The following is an 18,371-nucleotide window of genomic DNA, read 5'->3' as shown; positions in this document are numbered from 1 at the left end:
GGAGGTAAATCTTCAAATACTCCCTGTCTCCCCGCCTCCCTGTTCAATTTCCCCGCTGAAAAGGGCTGCGAAAGGTGTTCCGGCGCGCCCGGCGCTCCCTTGGCCGGGGACGTGCTCTCCCCTCGCCGGGGGGAACAGCATGCCCACGATCACCAAGGCGATTTACGTGAACTTCGCGGCGGGGAGGAACGTGGAGCGGCTGAATCGGCTCTCCTCCCTGGTCCAGCGGACAGAGCTGAACTCCCTGGTGATCGATATCCGGTCGGAGGGGGGCGCGCTCCTCTTCGAGCGTGACGAGGTGACCAGGGCCCAGCTGGGCGCCCTCCGCGACGCCGGTATCTACCTCATCGCCCGGCTCGTCGCGTTCAAGGGCGGCCCGCGGGGCTGGCACGACCCGGGCTCGGAGCCGCGATGGCACGAGATCGCGGAGATCTCGCTCCGGGCGTACGACGCCGGCTTCGACGAGGTGAATTACGATTATGTGCGTTATGGCGCCGCGCGCGAGCCGCGGTCGCGGACGCCGATCGAGGAGAGGGCGCCGACGATCCGCGCTTTCTTCGAGTTCCTCCGCGCGGAGGTCGGCAATGCGGCGTCTCGCCCGATCTCCGCGGATGTCTTCGGGTTCACGCTGCTCGGGCCGCAGGAGGGGATAGGCCAGCGGCTGGAGGACGCCGTGGAGCTCTTCGACTACGTGATGCCGATGCCGTACCCGTCGCACTGGGGCCCTGGCAGCTTCGGGTTCGCGAACCCTGCGCATCACCCCTACGAGACCCTGTATGCCTCGCTCTCGGCCGGCTGGCGCAGGGTGGCAGCGCTTCCCGGGCGCATCGGGCTGCTGCGCAGCTGGATCCAGGCGTTCGATCTGGACAGCTCGCGCCCCATGCAGCGGTACGAGTACACGCCGTGGCACATCCAGGAGCAGATCCGCGCGAACGACGATGCCGGCTGCGCGGGCTACGCGGCGTGGAACCCCAGGAGCCACTACGACGAGAGCGCGTTCGTCGGCGCGCCGCGGGACACGGTGTGAGAGCGCGGCCGCGACCGCTCTCGCCACGCCCGCAGCGGGGCCATCCGGCGGCTTTGCCGCGGCGAGAGCGCTTGCCATGCCGCGCTGCTGCCCGCACGCCGCCGCCTGACCGGACGGGCTAGTAAAGCGGTCAGAAATCCCGCCAGAAACACCAGTCGATGACGAGCGGTCGCTGGAAACAGTAGCGATTCTCATGGCTTCCGCCTGTTTCGCCGCCGAGGGCGGCTCTGGTGTGGCCCAACGGGGCGCCCTCCGCCGTCGCGTCGCCCGCGGTGAAGGGCGCGCGGCATCACCGATCGGGGTCGGCGCCTGGCCTGGCGGCGCAGCGCCGCGGGATTCTCCTTCGCTCGCCGCCCTGTTGTCGGGCCCCTCGATCCGCTGCCGCCTGTTTCGGGATCTTGCCTGCGTGCCCGCACTCTGCCAGCCCAACGTTGAATTGGCCTGCGGCGCGAAGCGCCGTCAGCTGCGCGCGCTTGCGGCCAGAAGGTCCGACGTCCTCGCGGCGATGGAGCGCACCTTCGCGGAGGAGATCGCCCGCGTAACCACGCGGCTCGCGAGCATCGCATGTGCACGAACGGGCTCGGTCGGGTTCCCTCAGAGATTCGGCTCGAGCTTGAACGTTCACGTCCATTTTCACACGCTGGCAATCGACGGCGTTTTCGAGAAGACCGCCATGGGCGTGCGCTTCCACGATGCGCCGCCGCCTTCAAAGGACGATGTCAGCGAGGTGGCGCGACGGGTGCGCGAGCGTGCGCTTCTTTGGCTACGGCGCCGCGGCTACCTCGACGCGCTCTCTCGTGACACCCAAACCTCCGGCCCGCGCCGCGAAGTCTGAGCCGTGCGCGGGGCACGCGTCTCTGCCCGCCGCGTCCGCATCGCCCGCGCCCGCGTCGCCGTGCGCTCCGCCGGCGCTCTCAGCGAGGTCGCTCGCGCATGCCGAGCCCACGGTGCGAGTTGAGCCGACCCTGATCTCGGTCTTGCACTGGGGGCGGCTGCTCGAAGGGGAGTTGTTCGCAACGTCCCGCTACGTCGAGTGGGCCGTGCTCATGAAGCGTTCGTTCGGCTTCGATGCGCTCCGCTGCCCGAGATGCGAACGGAGGATGCGCGTGCTTTCCACGATCACCGACTCAGCGGTGGTGCGCCGCATCCTCGATCATCTGAACTTGCCCTCGCAGCCCCGAACGGCAGCACCCGCGCGCGATCCAACGTGGGAACCGATGGCGCTCGGGTTCGACGCGGCGTAGGTGGGCACCCGGCCCGAGCCCGTCATGGCGAACGCACGTCGCGGTCGTCGAGCCAGAGCTGCACCCAATGCACGGCGCGCGGGCCCTGCGACGGGGCGAGCGGGTGTTTGATGCGCGATAGACGGCTCGCCCGGCGCCGTTCCCACGGGGCTCGACACGGCCGAGAGCTCTATGGTTTCCTATCCGCCTCGCGCGGCGCCGCCCGGACCACGCTCTTTCGACCCAGGACCGAGCCATCACGACGCTCGCGGTCCCACCCGTTCGCTCTGCCGCGCTCCACTTCCTCGCGCTGCGATCCGGCTTGATTTGCCTACGCGCTTCGTCTCAGGACGATTCATGTACGAAGGCACGCGCGTCACGTCGATGCTCGCGCTCGCCCTGGTCTCGCCGATTTCCGCTCCCGCCACGGCGAGAGCGTCCATGCGCCGCGGCTGCGCGCGCGCCTGTCCAGGCTCGGCAGCCGGTGAGCGCAGGCACCTGGGGCGATGCCGTCGTGAACCTCGCCGAGCGCAACCCCGGACCGACAGGTACGCGCCTGCACGGGTTTCGCGGGCGCGGCGCCAAAGACATTGACCCGCGACCTCAACGGGCCGACAGATCGCCATCGAGATGTCGCCAAAACTTCTCCAGACTGCAAAATTCGTCCCCCGGCGAGGTTGGTGGGTCGGCATCCTTTGCGCGGTCTCGAGGCGCGGTCTCGAGCCTTCTGTCGCACAACGGTTCGAGCTCGACGACGGACGGCAACGACCCGCCGGCGCCCGATGGCCCCGGCGGATCCGGCGGATCCGGCGGTCGAGTGGGCCCTGCCGGGTCAGGCCGGCATCTCCACCGTCCACGTGAAGCTCGCCATGCCGATCTCACGTGCCAGTGAGCCTCGCCGGCTCACGGCGCAACGGATAGCCCGAGGCAACAACCACAGGAAAGCGAAGACCATGACAAGCGCTTATCATCCCTTGATGCTCCCCCTCACCCTCGCGCTGCTGTCGCCCATGCTCGGCTGCTCCGGCTCGGACGAGGGCGTCCTGGACGACGGAGCGACCAGTTCGTCGTCGGCCTCGGGCGGCGGCGCGACCTCCGGCGGCGGCGCGACCTCCGGCGGCGGCGCGACCTCCGGCGGCGGCGCGGCCTCCGGCGGCGGCGGCGCGACCTCCGGCGGCGGCGGCGACGCCGCGACCTCCGGCGGCGGCGGCGACGCCGCGACCTCCGGCGGCGGCGTGACCACCGGCGGCGGGACGACCGAGAAGTTCAGCTTCTTCGTGACGAGCCTCAAAGCCATGCGGGAGCTGTCGGGCTCCGAGGACGGCTTCGGGGGCGACCTCCGCTTCGGGGAGACGGGGCCGGGCGCCGGTCTCCGCGGCGCGGACAAGATCTGCGCGACGATCGCCGAGAAGAGCCTCCCGGGCGCGGGCAGCAAGGGGTGGCGCGCGTTCCTGAGCGCCACGGCAGGAGAGGACGGCAAGCAGGTCAATGCGATCGATCGCATCGGCGAGGGTCCCTGGTACGACCGGCTCGGCCGGCTGGTCGCGAACAGCAAAGAGGAGCTGCCGAGCACGCGTCCCAGCGGGGCCGACGAGGCGATCATCAACGATCTGCCCAACGAGGACGGCGTCCCCAACCACCAGGCCGATCCGAGCCAGCCCGCGGTGGACAACCACGACACCCTGACGGGAAGCGACAGGCAAGGGCGGCTCGTCGGCCCGACGGCGACGTGCAACGACTGGACGAGCGCGATAGGCGACAGTGCCTCCGGGAAACCGCGCGTCGGACACTCGTGGCCGAGGAACTTCGGCGCAGCGATGAGCGGGTCCCAGTGGATATCGTCCCACGACGCGCCGGGGTGCGCACCGGGCGTCTACCTCGTGGAGGAGGGCCCGCCCCAGGACGACTCGCCCACCGTCGGGTCCGGCGGCGGTTACGGCGGGCTCTACTGCTTCGCGCTGACGCCCTGACGCCGGCCCGCCGGCGCGCTCCGCCCCCCGATCAGCCCATTCGCCTCAGGAGGATTCATGTACGAAGGAACTCGCATCACATCGATGCTCGCGCTCGCCCTGGTCTCGGCGACGCGGCAAGCCGCGTGCGGCGGCCAGGACGGTACAGACCGGGGGCCTGGGTTACAAAGTTGACCGGGACCCTAGGTGACAGATCAGACCGGGAGCCTAGGTAACAGGCTCTCGGCTCTTGTAGGAAGCCGACCGGAGGTGTCGGTGCCCTGGAGAGCGACCTGTCCCATGGATCAGCGCGTTCATTTCGTCAGTTTGGTCAACGAGTCCGACGAGACGTTCACGGCGCTTTGTGAGCGCTCCGGGATCAGCCGGAAAACAGGCTACAAGTAGGTCGCGCGCCATGAAGCGCGTGGCGCCGCTGGGCTCGCAGAGCATCGGCCGGTGGCACACTCATGCCCGCATCGGACGCCGGCGGAAGTGCTCGACAAGCTGATCGAGCTTCGCAAGGAGCACCCGAAGTGGGGGCCGAAGAAGTTGCGTGCGCGGCTGGAGTCGTTAGGCGTCAAGGTGCTGCCAGCCGCCAGCACGATCGGCGACGCACTCAAGAAGCACGGGTTGATTCCGCCGCGCCGCCGTCGGGTTCATCCGCCCATGCACCCGTCGCCGATCGCGCCAGGGGCGCGAGCTGCTCGTGCGGTACTGCTCCCGCCCGGCCTTCGCACTCGATCGAATCGAGCTCCTGCCCGATGGGCGTATAGCGTATTTGCTGAAGACACCTCGGCGGGGACGCACTCACCGCGTCATGAGTCCAATGGAGTTCATGGCCCGGCTCGCGGCTTTGATTCCTCCGCCGAAGATCCCGCTTGTGAGATACCATGGCGTGTTCGCGCCTCGCTCGTCGTGGCGCTCTCTCGTGACACCCAAACCTCCGGCCCGCGCCGCGAAGTCTGAGCCGTGCGCGGGGCACGCGTCTCTGCCCGCCGCGCCCGCATCGCCCGCGCCCGCGTCGCCGTGCGCTCCGCCGGCGCTCTCAGCGAGGTCGCTCGCGCATGCCGAGCCCACGGTGCGAGTCGAGCCGACCCTGATCTCGGTCTTGCACTGGGGGCGGCTGCTCGAAGGGGAGTTGTTCGCAACGTCCCGCTACGTCGAGTGGGCCGTGCTCATGAAGCGTTCGTTCGGCTTCGACTCGCTCCGCTGCCCGAAATGCGAACGGAGGATGCGCGTGCTTTCCACGATCACCGACTCAGCGGTGGTGCGCCGCATCCTCGATCATCTGAACTTGCCCTCGCAGCCCCGAACGGCAGCACCCGCGCGCGATCCAACGTGGGAACCGATGGCGTTCGGGTTCGACGCGGCGTAGGTGGGCACCCGGCCCGAGCCCGTCATGGCGAACGCACGTCGCGGTCGTCGAGCCAGAGCTGCACCCAATGCACGGCGCGCGGGCCCTGCGACGGGGCGAGCGGGTGTTTGATGCGCGATAGATGGCTCGCCAGGCGCCGATCCCGCGGCGCTTGAGACGCGCGAGAGCTCTATGGTTGCCTATCCGCTTAGATGGCTGTTCCGCAGGAGTAGCCGCTCCGCGGAGCGGCGACACGGCAACCCACAGCCAAGCGCATGTCAACCATCGCATGCAGCGTGGCTGTACGATTGGACGGCCGCTACGAGAGGAGCTTGACTTTCGGATCGAGTTTGGATTTCTTAGCCTATCGAGAGGATTGGAGGATGGCATGCAGCACGCAGGGGGCGCGGCCCCGGACATGGGCCCCGCGGCCCCGGACATGGGCGTCGCGACCCCGGACATCGGCGCCGCGACCCTGAAGCGGATCACCCTTGGCCTGATGCCGCTCTTCTGCCTGATGTACCTGATCGCGTACATCGACCGGCAGAACGTCTCCTATGCCAAGCTGGAGATGGTAGGCGCCCTGGGCCTCACCGAAGCCGCATACGGCCTCGGCGCCTCGCTGTTCTTCCTCGGCTACTTCCTGTTCGAGGCGCCGGCCAACCTGATCCTCGTCCGCGTCGGCGCCGGGGTCTGGTTCAGCCGGATCATGGGCACCTGGGGCCTCGTCACCATCGCGCTGGGGTTCACCCAGAGCCCGGCCATGTTCTTCGTCCTGCGCTTCCTGCTGGGCGTGACGGAGGCCGGCTTCTTCCCGGGCGTGCTCTACGTCCTGACCCTCTGGTACCCGCATGCGCACCGCGCCCGCATGATCGGCGCCTTCATGATGGCCAGCGCCGTGGCCAACGCGGTGGGCTCGGTCGTCGGCGGCGCGCTGCTCGATCTCAACGGCCTCCTGGGACTGGCTGGCTGGCAGTGGGTGTTCGTGGCCACCGGCGCTCCCGCCGTCCTGCTCGCGCCCTACGTCCTCTGGCGCCTGCCGAGCCACCCCGAGCAGGCCCGCTTCCTCACCCCCGACCAGAAGGCCTGGCTCGCCAGGACCCTCGCCGCGGAGCCCCGCCAACAGGCGGAAGGCTCCCCCTGGCGGGCCTTGCTGGACATACGAGTGATGGCGCTCGCCGGCCTGTATGTCGGCTTGCCGCTCGGCGCTTACGGCCTCAGCTACTGGCTGCCCACCCTCGTGAAGGGCTTCGGCGCCTCGAACATCCAGAACGGCTTCATCAACGTCATCCCCTGGGTCTTCGTCGCCTTGGCGCTCTGGTGGGTGCCGCGCCATGCCGCCCGCAACGGCGTCAGCGCCTGGCACATCTCCGGCCCCATGCTGCTGGGCGCCGTCACCCTGGTGCTGAGCGTGGTCGTGCCGGGCGCAGCGCCCAAGTTCGCCCTGCTGTGCGTCGCCGCTGCCGCTATCTTCGCCGGCCAGCCGGTGTTCTGGAGCGTGCCCCAGAAGCTCCTCGCGGGCCCGCACGCCGCCGCTGGCATCGCCGCCATCAACTCGGTGGGCAACCTCGGCGGCTTCGTGGCCCAGAACGTGGTGCCGCGCATCTACGACGCGACCGGCAGCCAGCTCGCCCCCATGCTGTTTCTGGCCGGCTGCCTGCTCATCGCCGGCGTCAGCATCCGGGTGCTCGTCCCCCGGCTGGCAGGCTGGTAGGGCGCCGGCGGATCAGGCCTGGCGGCCGCAGGCCGCCGCCAGCATCCGCAACTTCTACCCAGCGTCCGCAAGGCCAGCGAGCGAATGTCGCGTGGCAGTGCAGCAGGATCCGGAGCAGAAGGTCTGCCCATCATCGCAAGCGGGCAAGCCGCCGCCCCCGCCGGACGTCCCGGTGCTCGTAGCGTCGGAGCTCGCTGGATAGCTGTCCTGTGCCACATCGGCCGCCATCTCCGACAGTGCCGGCCAAGGCCAAGACAGTTCGGTTTCCGCGGATCTCCGCACCTGTCCTATCCGGGCGCCTCGTCAATGCGGCTTGCTACCGTCGGCGCGACCTTTCTCTCCCCTCCGGTGCTGGCACCAGGCCGAGCAGCCTCCCTTTCGCCTCGTGAACGATCCGCGCCGCCTCCTCATCCCCAAGGGCGACGGCGCGGTTCAGGGGGCCGGCGAGCGAGGCAACCACGAGGGCCCGAGGCGACGCGTCGGCCGACGCGAGCTTCCCAGGATCGAGGCTCGCCGGTTGGACCAAGCCGCTTCGCGGCAGCTCCTGTCCCTGCTGAGGTCGACCGCGACGACCCCCGCGATCGCGATCGCGATGACGACACCGCCCTCGCGCCCCGCGTAGGCATCCACGAGACCCTGGGAGCCATGGACCTGGCGGCGGCGCTCGGGGCCGCGAGCTAGCGCGATGCGGACGAGGTGCAGGAGCTCGGCGTGAGGCTCAAGAAGCTGCTGCGGGCCCTGCTCCGTTAAGCATTCCGGACACCGAGCCGCGGTTTCCTGCTGCGGCTCGGATCCTTGTCTTCGTTGCGGTTGTCACGGCACTCATTGCTGCCGCAGCGCGGATTTTGCCGGTATTCACCGCGAAAAAAAAGCGCCCGGCGCAACGTAGGACTGGCCGCCCGCCGCCTCATTCCCTGCCCACCCTGCCGTTCGCGACGCCCCTGCCCGGGCGTCGCGTCCACCAGGAGGGCAGCGATGGGACAGCTCCGCGATCGAATGGCCGAAGACCTGAAGCTGCGGCGATACAAGCCGTCGACATGCGAGAATTACCTCCGCTGCGCACGGGCCTTCGTAGCCTACCACCGCAAGCCCCCGCAGCAGATGGGTCTCGACGAGGTGCGCGCGTTTTTGCTCTACCTCGCCGAGCAGCGAAAGATCGCGGAGGCGACGCAGCACCAGTACGTGGCGGCAATCAAGTTGCTCTACGCCACCACGCTCGGGCGTCCGGAGGTCGCCGTCGCGATCCCCTGGCCGAAGGTACCCCAGAAGCTGCCGCCGGTCCTCAGCGGCACCGAGGTCGAGGCGCTGCTCAACGCGATCGGCTCGGTCACGCAGCGCACGATCGTCCTGACGGCGTACGGCGCCGGTCTGCGGATCGATGAGGTCTGCTCGCTGCGGGTCGAGGACGTCGACAGCAAGCGCAACCTCATCCACGTCCGCAATGGCAAGCTCGGGCGTGATCGGTACGTGATGCTCAGCGCCCCCGTGCTGACCGCGCTGCGCATCTACTGGCGGGCGGAGAGACCGGCTGGACCGGAGCTGTTCCCGGGTCGCAAGCAGGGCTCGGTCATCTCGCACGAGGCGGTGCGCAACGCGCTGCGCGAGGCGGCGAGGCGCTGCAAGCTGCACAAGCGCGTCACCCCGCACGTGCTGCGGCACAGCTTCGCCACCCACCTGCTCGAGCTCGGCACCGACATCCGCGTCATCCAGGCCCTGCTCGGCCACCGCTCCATCCGCACCACCGTCCGCTACGTCCGCGTCAGCCAGGCTCACGTCGGTCGCACCCGCAGCCCGGCCGAAGTGCTCGGCACCCAGGAGGCCAAGAAGAAGCTCGGCTGAGGTCGCGTGCTCACGCATCGCCTGGCGCCGCGGCCCGCGGCGACGGGTAGGCCTCGTCTCGAGGTCGCGGATATCGTCCGCGCACACGGCGAGGCCTACCTGCGCGCCCACGCCGTCTCCGCCGCCCAGCGCAAGGTCCTGCGCGACATCGCGGCGTGCAGGACCGCGGTGCTGGGCGGCCATGTCGACGTGTGCACGAGCTGCGGCCACGAGCAGCCCTCGTACAACTCCTGCCGCAACCGCCACTGTCCCAAATGCCAGAGCCTCAGCCAGGCCAGGTGGATCGCCGAGCGGCAGCAGCGCATCCTGCCGACGCACTACTTCCACGTCGTCTTCACGCTCCCGGCCGAGCTGCGCCCGCTGGCGCTCGTCAACCCGCAGACGGTCTTCGATCTGCTCTTCCAGTGCGGCTCGCAGACGCTGCTCACGCTCGGCCGCGATCCCAAGCGGCTCGGCGCCGACATCGGTGTCACCGCCGTGCTGCACACCTGGAGCCGCAATCTCAGCTTCCATCCGCACCTGCACTGCATCGTCACGGGCGGTGGGCTCTCGCTCGACGGCTCGCGCTGGATCGAGGGGCGGCGCGGCTACCTCTTCCCTGTGCAGGTCCTCGGCAAGCTCTTCCGTGGCAAGTTGCTCGCCGCGCTCCGGCAGGCCTATGACGCCGGAGAGCTCGACCTGACCGGCGGGGCCGCCGCGCTGGCCAACCCCGCTGCCTTCGCGGCGCTGCTCGACGCGCTCTACCGCAAGCCCTGGGTGGTCTACGCCAAGCCGCCCTTCGCTGGGCCCGAGCAGGTCTTTGCCTACCTCGGCCGCTATACCCACCGCGTCGGGCTGTCCAATCACCGGCTGCGGTCGATGGATGAGCGCGGCGTGTGCTTCCGGACCCGCGGAGACAAGACCGTGACGCTCTCCGCAGAGGAGTTTCTGCGTCGCTTCCTGCTGCACGTGCTGCCTCATCGCTTCGTGAAGATCCGACACTTCGGCCTGATGGCTGCGTGTCACGCCACCACCACGCTCGAGGTGGCACGCACGAGGATCCTGGCGGCGCGAGACGCAGAGCAGCGCGCTGTCGGGGGAGATGAGCACCAGGAAGGCAGCTCTCACGAGCACGAGCCCCCTGCGCGCCATGTCGTCAAGGTCGACTGGTGCACGCTGCTCACCGCGCTCACGGGCATCGACCTGTCCATCTGTCCTCGCTGCGGTCAGGCTGCGATGGCTCGCCGCCCGCTGCCGTCGTGCGTCGTCGCCTCCTCCGCTGCGCCTCCGGACACGTCATGAGCATCGCTGGCTTGGACAGGAGCAACCACACCACCTCCGTTGCGCGGCGGTCAGGCATCGATCCGCCTTCTGCGCCGTCCATGTCGGCGGCCTGCGTGCTGCTGGGCCTCCGTCGGCGCCGCGCTCTGTCTCGGCACGCTCGGCACGTCTGCGCCCAACGTCGTGGCGGCGGGATGCACCACGCGTGCGAGCCCCGCCGCGCCCGCCCTCTGCTGCCTTCTCGGGCAGGATCTCCATAGACCCCGCGACCGCCTCGCCCGGCCGCGAACCGGCCCGGTCCAACCCGACGTTTGCGGGACTGCGCCGGGACCTCGCCGCCGCTGCTGCTCGGGCGCAGTCCCGCAAACGCCTATTCAACGGGGCGCCCTCCGCCGCCGCATCGCGCGCGGTCAAGGGCTCGCGGCATCACCGGTCGGGGTCGGCGCCTAGACCAGGGGGCCGCTTTCACTCCGCAGCCTGCGGGAGCGGCGCTGCGGCACGAGGCCGGCTTCGCGCGCGTCGATCGCCGGCTGCTCCACCGCTACTGGTGGGCCCCGGCCTGGATGCTGGCGGCGCGCTGAGGGGTACGGCCACGCTCCGGCGGCAGGCGCACAGGGGCGGCGATCACCGCCCGTCGGACGCGTTGCGCGCCCGGTAAGCGCGCTGCTGGCACGCCCGCGAGCAGTAAGCCCGCGGCCGCCCCGTGGCAGGCTGGGCGATCTCGCGGCCGCACTGCGCGCACGTCGGCCCCTCGTCACGCCGGGGGGCGTCGCCGGAAGTTTCATCACCAACGCGCGCCGGGGGTCGTGACGTTTCGGGACTTTCGTCACACTGACCGGAGCGCGACCGGACGAGCGCCTCGATGCCGTCGAGCACGCGCTGGAGGCCGAACAGGAACACGTCCTCCGTGAACGGGTGGTCGTCGAACGCGCCCGAGCGCATCAGCTTCGCCATCGTCGGGTGGCGCCCCGGGTCGAAGAGCTTGTCCCAGAAGTACGCGCGCTCGGACCACCACTGCTCGTCGGTGACGCCGGTCTCCTGCTCGGCCTCGACCGCGTCCACCGAGAGCCTCGCCGCGCCTCGGACGTACCCGTCGACGAGGTGGACGGCGGCGAGCACCTCGCGGGCGGTGAGGCCGATCCCGCAGACCGCGCGGAGCTCCGCGTCGTACGCCGCCATCCCGTTCGGCCCCATCACGGGGCGCACCGGCGTCACGAGCAAGAACCACGGGTGGCGGTGGTAGAGCGCCCAGTCGGCGAGCGCCGCCGCCTCGAGCTTGGTCCGCCATCCCCCGGGGACGCTGTCCACGAGGGGCAGCTCCCCCGCCACGGTGTCCAGCATGAGATCCAGGAGCTCGGCCTTGCCCGGCACGTACCTGTACAGCGACATCGTGGTGAACCCGAGCTTCCCGGCGACCCGCTGCATCGACAGCGCCGAGAGCCCCTCGCCGTCGGCGAGCTCGATCGCGGCCCGCACGATCTGATCGAGGCTCAGGCCGGGCCTGGGCCCCCGGCTCGGCCGCTTCCTGACCCCCCAGAGGAGCTTGAGGCTGCGCACGGCGTCGCCGCCCCCGCTGTACTCCGTCGCCGTTTTTCGCCGTCTCTTTGGTTTGACAGCCATCCTTCAACTGCGTATACCACACACAGTACAGTGTACGACGTAAACAGTTGCTGGAGGTCCGCTTGAAGCAGCACGACGAGAGGCCATCGAGGCGAACGACGCGAACGACGCGAACGACGACCCTGCTCCTCCACGCGCGCGGCCTCGCGGCCTCCGTGCCGCTCCTCGCGCTTTCCCTCGGATGCGCGGCGCAGGAGGCGGAGACGGCGCAGGAGCCGACGTTCTGGCAGGACGTCGCGCCGATAACGGCGTCCAAGTGCGCCGCGTGTCACCAGGAGGGCGGGCTCGCGCCCTTCCGCCTCGACGACTACATCTCGGCGAAGGCGCGCGCCGGCGCGATCGACGACGCGGTGCGGGGCGGCCATATGCCCCCTTTCCTTGTGAAGCACGACGGCTCGTGCGGCGACTTCAAGGACGACGAGACGCTCACCGCCGAGGAGCTCGACGTCATCCATCGCTGGGCGACCGGGGCGCGCGCCGAGGGCGATCGCGCGGGCGCGCCGCCCACCCCGCCCGTGCCCACGCTCGAGGGCGGGGTCGACTACATGACGCCGCCGATCACCCCCGTGGTCGACCCCGCCGATCCCCTCGCGGCCCACGACGAGTGGAGGTGCTTCCCCGTGGACCCGAGCCTCGACGCGGACCGCTTCATCACCGGATATCAGGTGACGCCCGGGGTCCGGTCCATCGTTCATCACGTCACGGTCTATCGGGTGACCCCCTCGGAGGCGTCGCTGGCGGAGGGCAAGACGAACCAGGACGTGATGACGGAGCTCGACGATGCCTCGCCGGACCGGCCCGGCTGGCAGTGCTTCGGCGGACCGGCCGACGAGTTGCCGTTCCAGCCGCTGTTCGCCTGGGCGCCCGGGCAGGACGTGGTCGAGTTCCCCGGCGGCACCGGGGCGCCGGTCTCCGCGAAGGACGTCTTCGTCGTCCAGGTGCATTACAACATCCATGACCACGCGGGCGCCTCCGCCGAGGACTCGACGCGCCTCCGGCTCCGCTACGAGGACACCGTGGAGCGGCGCGCCGTGTTCGTCGGGGACGACGGCTTCATGACGACCCTCTTCGAGCCGGACGGCCCGGACACGCTGCCGCCCGGCCAGCAGAACGCCGCCTACACATGGCGCAGGACGCGGGCGGAGCTCGCGCTCGACCAGGCGCTGCCCTCGATCGAGGTTCTCGGCGTGATGCCGCACATGCACGAGCGCGGGCGCACCTTCGACCTGCGCGTGGGGTCGGGGACGCAGGAGAGCTGCATCGCGCGCGTGAACGACTGGGACGTCCACTGGCAGAACGTCTATTGGTATCGCATGCCGCCGCTGCTCGACCCGAGCTCCTCGCTCGAGGTGACATGCACCTTCGACACGCGCGACGCCGAGGCCCCGGTGCTGCCGGGGTGGGGCACGCAGAACGAGATGTGCAACCTGAACCTCCTGGTCGCGCTGCCGATGACGCCGTGACGCCGCGATCGTCCCTCGCCCGCGGTCTCCCGGAGGAGCGCAGGGCGCCACGACGCCCGTCAGCCCCCGCGCGGCGCGCGGCGCGCGCCCCCCCGCGCTTCCAGCGCTTCGAGGTCCGCGGGCAGCGCCTCGACGGCCGCGCCGAGCAGCAGGATCGAAGCGCCGTAGTCGATCATGGAGCGGCTGCCGCGCTGTCTCCTGTTGCCGTCCAGCCAGAAATGCGGGAATCGCGCGCCCGGCCGCGGGCGCGCTTCGGCGAGCGCGAGCCGGACCAGGCCGGCTCGTCTGGCCATCATGACCCCTCAGAAGCCCACCACGGCGTCGTAGGCGGGCTTGGGGTTGTGGTTGCCATCGAAGAGCAGGGGGAAGTCCTTGCGCCCCGAGCTGAACTCCGACAGCCAGGTGTTGTCGTCCGCGATGCCCCAGAAGGTGACGCCCGTGATCACGGACTTGTACTTCCGGAACAGCTCGAAGAACTCCCGGTAGCGCGCGGCCTGCTTGGCCTTCAGCGCGTCGGTGAAGGTCGCGGCCGTGTAGAACGTGCTCTGGTTGTACGTCACGCCGGGGATGTACAGCGAGAGGTCGAGCTCCGTGACCTGCACATCCAGGCCGAGCGATGAATAGAGCTTGATCGCCTCTTCCATGTTGGCCACGTTCTGGTGAACCGCCTGGTTCGTGGTCACCGTGGAGGGCTCGATGTTGAGGTGGGCCTGCAGCCCGACGCCGTGGACCGGCACGCCCTGGTCGAGCAGGCCCTTGAGCATGTTGTAGATGCCCTGCTGCTTCGCGGGGATGTAGTTGTAGAAGTCGTTGTAGAACAGCTTGGCGTCTGGATCGGCCTCGTGCGCGGCCTTGAAGGCCTCCGCGATGTAGCTCTCGCCGAGGACCTCGTACCAGCGGCTCCTCTGGCCATCTGCCAGGTTGCCCGTGCGGTACGAGCCGTCCTCCATCATGGCCTCGTTCACGACGTCCCACGCGTAGACCTTGCCCCGGAAGTGACGCACCACGTTGCTGATGTGGTTCTTCATGCGCGTCAGCAAGGTCTGCCGCGACACGGTGCCGCCGGAGCCGTTCGAGAACAGCCATGCCGGGTTCTGGCTGTGCCAGACCAGGGCGTGCCCGCGGACCTTCATCTTGTTCGTGACCGCGAAGCTCACGATGCGATCCGCCGCGTCGTAGGTGAAGCTGTTTTCGTTCCTCTGGAGCGACTCGAACTTCATTTCGTTCTCGGCGGTGATGCTGTTGAAGTGCGTCTTCAGCAGCGCGGCGTGCGTCATGTACGACTGCGAATCCACCGCTGCCCCGATCGGGAAGAGGCTCGCGTACTTCTCCGCGAGGTCCTTGGGGCCTTCATCGGGCATGCCGCCCGTGCCCGTGTCCGCGCCGCCTGTCCCCGCGCCGCCCGTGCCTCCGGAGGCAGCGCTGCCCGTGCCGCCGCTTCCGCCCTCGTTTGTCTGGCCACCACCGGCCGACGTGCTGCCGCTGCCTCCAGCGTTGCTGCCGCCCGCGCCACCCCCGGCGCTCGCCGATGTTCCGCTCGTTGGAGCCGTGCTCGCGGTGCTGCTGGTGGTGGTGGTGGCGCCCGTGGCCGCATCATCGTCCGGAGCCGACGTGGACGAGGTGCAGGACCAGAGCAGGCAGCTGAGCAACCCAATCGAAATCAAGTTCTTGCGCATCGGTGCGATCCCTCGGAAACGCACCATACCCGATAAGCGCCGGCCACAGCGAGTCAGGGCGTCCAGCGTGTGTTGTTAGGTAAGACTATTTACAAAATGTCTCGATGGAGGTGTTCTTTTCTCCTTCCGCACGGGGGTGAACCCGGACGGGATCCAGCCTTCTCGTGAATGTTCTGTCGCACTGGCGCAACAGAGCGGCCTGGGTGGAGGAGGCATGGGCATGAGGGAGGAGCTGCGAGGACGAGGGCGATCGGGCCGCGGGGCGCGCCCGCTGACAAGGGCAGCTGTCCTGCTGGCGATCACCGCGCCGGCGCTGGCCTGCGACGTCGGTGAGCAGGGTGGCTCCAGCACCGGAGCGGGGTCGCATCCGACTGCCAGCGAGGCGAGTGCGGGAGGCGCCGGTGAGGCGGGGGGAGCAGGCAGCGCCGGGGGCACGGGCAGCTCAAACAGCGTTGGGGGCACGGGTGGCACGGACGGCATGGGCGGCGCCGGCGGCGCCGGCGGCACGGGCGGCGCCGGCGGCACGGGCGGCGCCGGCGGCGAGCACTGCGATGGAGTCGCGTCGGCATGCCCGCCCGCGGGGAGCCATCTCTGGAGCAAGCGCTTCGGCGGCGCTCACGCGCAGGTCGCCACCGACGTCGCCATCGATCCGGACGGCGGCATGATCGTCACCGGCCACTTCGCAGGGGCCATGGATCGCAACGGCTGGCGCTCGATGTACAGCGCAGGCGGCGATGATGCCTTCGTGGTGAAGTTCGCGCGCGACAGCGACGTTCCCGAATGGGATTACATACCCCTCTGGTCCCAGAGGTTCGGCGGCCCAGGCGCCCAGCGGGCGCGCGCCATCACCGTGGACGTCGCCCGAAACGTCATCGTGGTCGGCCTGTTCCAGGGAACCGTGGATTTCGGCGGCGGCCCGCTCACGAGCGCCGGCGGCGACGATATCTTCGTCGTCAAGCTCGACGCAGGCGGCCAACACGTCTGGAGCCGGCGCTTCGGCGACGCCGCAGACCAGCGCGGCGAGGCGGTCGCGGCGGACAGCGGAGGAAATGTCCTTGTGACGGGCCTGTTCCAGGGAACCGTGGACCTCGGCAGCGGCCCGCTCGCGAGCGCCGGCGGCGACGACGTGTTCGTCGCCAAGCTCGATCCGGACGGCAATGCCGTGTGGAGCCAGCGGTTCGGCGACGCCGCAGACCAGCGCGGCGAGGCGATCGCGGTGGACAGCGCAGACGACGTCCTCGTGGCCGGCGATCTGCAGGGGCAGGCGGATTTCGGGGGCGGCCCCCTCGTGAGCGCGGGCGGCGATGACGTGTTCGTGGCCAGGCTCGATGCCCACGGCGAGCACCTCTGGAGCAAGCGCTTCGGCGACGCCCAGGACCAGCATGTCGGGGATCTCGACGCGCGCGAGACGGGCGAGGTGCTGCTGATAGGCGATCTGGAGGGACAGGCGGATTTCGGCGGGGGGCCGCTCGTGAGCGCGGGAGACAGCGACGTCTTCGTGGCCTGGCTGAGCGTGACCGGGGATCACCTCCACAGCGCGCGCTTCGGAGACGAGGCCGAGCAGCACGGCAAGGCCATCGTCCATGCGGAGGGCGACGTGTCCCTGCTCGCGGGGGAGTTCCAGGGCCGGATCGATCTGGGCGCGGGGCCGCTCACGAGCGCCGGCGGCGACGACGTCTTCTACGCCGCGCTCGACGGGAGCGGCGCGCCTCTCTGGATCCGCCGCGCCGGCGACGCCCAGGACCAGCGCGCGGCGGGGCTCGCCTGGAAGATCACCGAACAAGGTCCGCGGGGAATGCTCGCGGGCCGCTACGACGGTCAGTTCCAGCCAGGCGATCTCATCGAGTGCCGCGATCACAAATTCATCGGCTGCCGCCCCGGCTGGGACGACAGCTTCGTGGTGGAGTTCGCGCCAGCGACCGGAGGCGATGCGTCGCAGTGCCACCTCGGCGAAGGGATGCAGGACAACGGCGTACAACACTCCATCCTGGAGGTGGCGGCGGACGGCGGCGGCAACGCGGTGTTCCTGGGCGCGCTCGGCGGCGTCGTGGATCTCGGCGGCGGAGAGCTCGCGCCGGGGGGCCCCGCGATCTTCCTGGGGAAGCTCTCTCCGCGCGGTGAGCATCTATGGAGCAGGGCCTTCGACGTGGGCCCGCCGCTCTCGCCAGCCCCGATCCGGCGCATGGTCGTGGACAGCGCCGGCAACATCGTTGTCCTCGTGGGCGCCGAGGCATCGCTCGACCTCGACCTCGGCGGCGGGCCGGTCGGCCGCGGCATCCCGGCGATCGCCATGGCGAAATACGACCCGTCCGGCACCCACCTCTGGAGCAAGCGCTTGAGCACCGGCGGCGTGAAGTCGCTCGATGCGCTGGCGGTCGACGGCGCGGGGAACATCTTCCTGTCCGGCAGCTCCGAGACGGGCATCGATTTCGGCGGCGGCCGCGTCCCTCCGAGGAACACGGTCGGCTACTGTGCGTTCCTCGTGAAGCTCTCTCCGGGCGGCGAGCACCTCTGGAGCAGGGGCTTCGTGGGGACGGACTACATGCGCCCGTGGAGCGCGACCGCCGACGGGGCAGGCAACGTGGTCCTTGTGGGCGCGCTGCGTGGGAGCGCCGATTTCGGGGGTGGGCCGCTGTCGAAGGCCACGCGGCGCTCGGACGACGTCTTGATCGTGAAGTACGACGCGCTCGGCAATCACCTGTGGAGCAAGAACTTCGGCGACGACGCGTGGCAGTCCGGCCAGGCCGTCGCGGTGGACGCGGACGACAACCTCTTCGTGATGGGCAAGTTCGGGTCGACCCTGGATCTCGGCGGCGGGCCGCTGTCGAGCTCGCCAGAGGCCAACGAGTCGTTCCTGGCGAAGCTCGATCCGCTCGGCAACCACCTCTGGAGCAAAGGTCTCGGGCTGCACGTGTGGGTATCGGGCATCGCGAGCGACGGGGCGAACCTGCTGCTCGGTGGCAGCTTCCATGGGGCGGGCGAGCTCGGCGGGAGCCCGTTCTCCACCTGGGGCCAGAGCGACTACGACGCCTTCGCGGCCAGGTTGAGCGGCGCGGGCGACCTGCTGTCGGTCGCGCAGCTCACCGGTCCCGACGTCCAGCGGGGCTTGTCGGTCGCCGCGGACAGCGCGGGCCACGTGTTCGTCGCCGGGAGCACGGTGGGGGAGGTCGACCTCGGCGGGGGAGCGCTCGCCGCGGACGGCACGGAAGACGCTTTCCTCGTGAAGCTGGCGCCGTAGGTCGAGCG

General features: G+C 69.9%; 12 protein-coding genes and 3 pseudogenes. 12 read left to right on the top strand and 3 right to left on the bottom strand.

Annotated features, from left to right (window positions below; translation table 11 throughout):
• The first annotated feature begins 139 nt into the window (after window positions 1-139).
• The 10 genes and pseudogenes from WMF27_RS33190 to WMF27_RS33145 all read left to right on the top strand — a co-directional run.
• Entirely contained in the window at window positions 140-1,027 is an 888-nt protein-coding gene (locus WMF27_RS33190; RefSeq protein WP_437764860.1) for a putative glycoside hydrolase, read from the top strand.
• A 193-nt stretch (window positions 1,028-1,220) separates the two neighbouring features.
• Window positions 1,221-1,862 (top strand): transposase, encoded by a 642-nt coding sequence (locus tag WMF27_RS33185; RefSeq protein WP_437764861.1) that lies wholly within the window; start codon window positions 1,221-1,223, stop codon window positions 1,860-1,862.
• Between the two features lie 112 nt (window positions 1,863-1,974).
• On the top strand, window positions 1,975-2,271 hold the full coding sequence (locus WMF27_RS33180) for a hypothetical protein (protein ID WP_437764862.1): 297 nt from the start codon (window positions 1,975-1,977) through the stop codon (window positions 2,269-2,271).
• A gap of 956 nt (window positions 2,272-3,227) precedes the next feature.
• Entirely contained in the window at window positions 3,228-4,220 is a 993-nt protein-coding gene (locus tag WMF27_RS33175) for a hypothetical protein (protein WP_437764863.1), read from the top strand.
• Window positions 4,221-4,616: 396 nt separating this feature from the next.
• A pseudogene (locus WMF27_RS33170) lies at window positions 4,617-4,802 on the top strand (helix-turn-helix domain-containing protein); the annotation flags it as partial.
• Window positions 4,803-4,905: 103 nt separating this feature from the next.
• Window positions 4,906-5,049 (top strand): annotated as a pseudogene (locus WMF27_RS33165) (transposase); the annotation flags it as partial.
• Between the two features lie 228 nt (window positions 5,050-5,277).
• Window positions 5,278-5,574 (top strand): hypothetical protein, encoded by a 297-nt coding sequence (locus WMF27_RS33160; RefSeq protein WP_437770004.1) that lies wholly within the window; start codon window positions 5,278-5,280, stop codon window positions 5,572-5,574.
• A 418-nt stretch (window positions 5,575-5,992) separates the two neighbouring features.
• Window positions 5,993-7,267 carry an MFS transporter gene (locus WMF27_RS33155; RefSeq protein ID WP_437769978.1) on the top strand — a complete coding sequence of 425 codons (1,275 nt, stop codon included), beginning with the start codon at window positions 5,993-5,995 and terminating at the stop codon, window positions 7,265-7,267.
• A 975-nt stretch (window positions 7,268-8,242) separates the two neighbouring features.
• Window positions 8,243-9,106 (top strand): tyrosine-type recombinase/integrase, encoded by an 864-nt coding sequence (locus WMF27_RS33150; protein WP_437764864.1) that lies wholly within the window; start codon window positions 8,243-8,245, stop codon window positions 9,104-9,106.
• Window positions 9,107-9,127: 21 nt separating this feature from the next.
• Window positions 9,128-10,370, top strand: a pseudogene (locus WMF27_RS33145) (IS91 family transposase); the annotation flags it as partial.
• A 620-nt stretch (window positions 10,371-10,990) separates the two neighbouring features.
• Here WMF27_RS33145 and WMF27_RS33140 read toward each other — a convergent pair.
• Window positions 10,991-11,986, bottom strand: a complete 996-nt coding sequence (locus WMF27_RS33140) for a TetR/AcrR family transcriptional regulator (protein ID WP_437764865.1) — start codon at window positions 11,984-11,986, stop codon at window positions 10,991-10,993.
• 62 nt (window positions 11,987-12,048) lie between these two features.
• On the opposite strand from WMF27_RS33140, the gene WMF27_RS33135 reads away from it, so the two are divergent.
• The gene (locus tag WMF27_RS33135; RefSeq protein ID WP_437764866.1) at window positions 12,049-13,449 is read left to right on the top strand and encodes a hypothetical protein; all 1,401 of its coding nucleotides are present in this window, start codon (window positions 12,049-12,051) and stop codon (window positions 13,447-13,449) included.
• 59 nt (window positions 13,450-13,508) lie between these two features.
• Here the strand turns inward: WMF27_RS33135 and WMF27_RS33130 are convergent, their stop codons facing one another.
• Entirely contained in the window at window positions 13,509-13,745 is a 237-nt protein-coding gene (locus WMF27_RS33130) for a hypothetical protein (protein WP_437764867.1), read from the bottom strand.
• A 6-nt stretch (window positions 13,746-13,751) separates the two neighbouring features.
• Window positions 13,752-15,125 carry an endo-1,4-beta-xylanase gene (locus tag WMF27_RS33125; RefSeq protein WP_437764868.1) on the bottom strand — a complete coding sequence of 458 codons (1,374 nt, stop codon included), beginning with the start codon at window positions 15,123-15,125 and terminating at the stop codon, window positions 13,752-13,754.
• A 478-nt stretch (window positions 15,126-15,603) separates the two neighbouring features.
• Between WMF27_RS33125 and WMF27_RS33120 the strand changes: the two genes are divergently transcribed.
• Window positions 15,604-18,363, top strand: a complete 2,760-nt coding sequence (locus tag WMF27_RS33120; RefSeq protein WP_437764869.1) for a hypothetical protein — start codon at window positions 15,604-15,606, stop codon at window positions 18,361-18,363.
• Window positions 18,364-18,371: the final 8 nt, after the last annotated feature.

This window comes from Sorangium sp. So ce281, from assembly GCF_051527395.1.
Taxonomy (GTDB): domain Bacteria; phylum Myxococcota_A; class Polyangia; order Polyangiales; family Polyangiaceae; genus Sorangium; species Sorangium cellulosum_B.
Note: the sequence above shows the minus strand (reverse complement) of the source record. Positions and strands in the feature narration are given on the sequence as shown.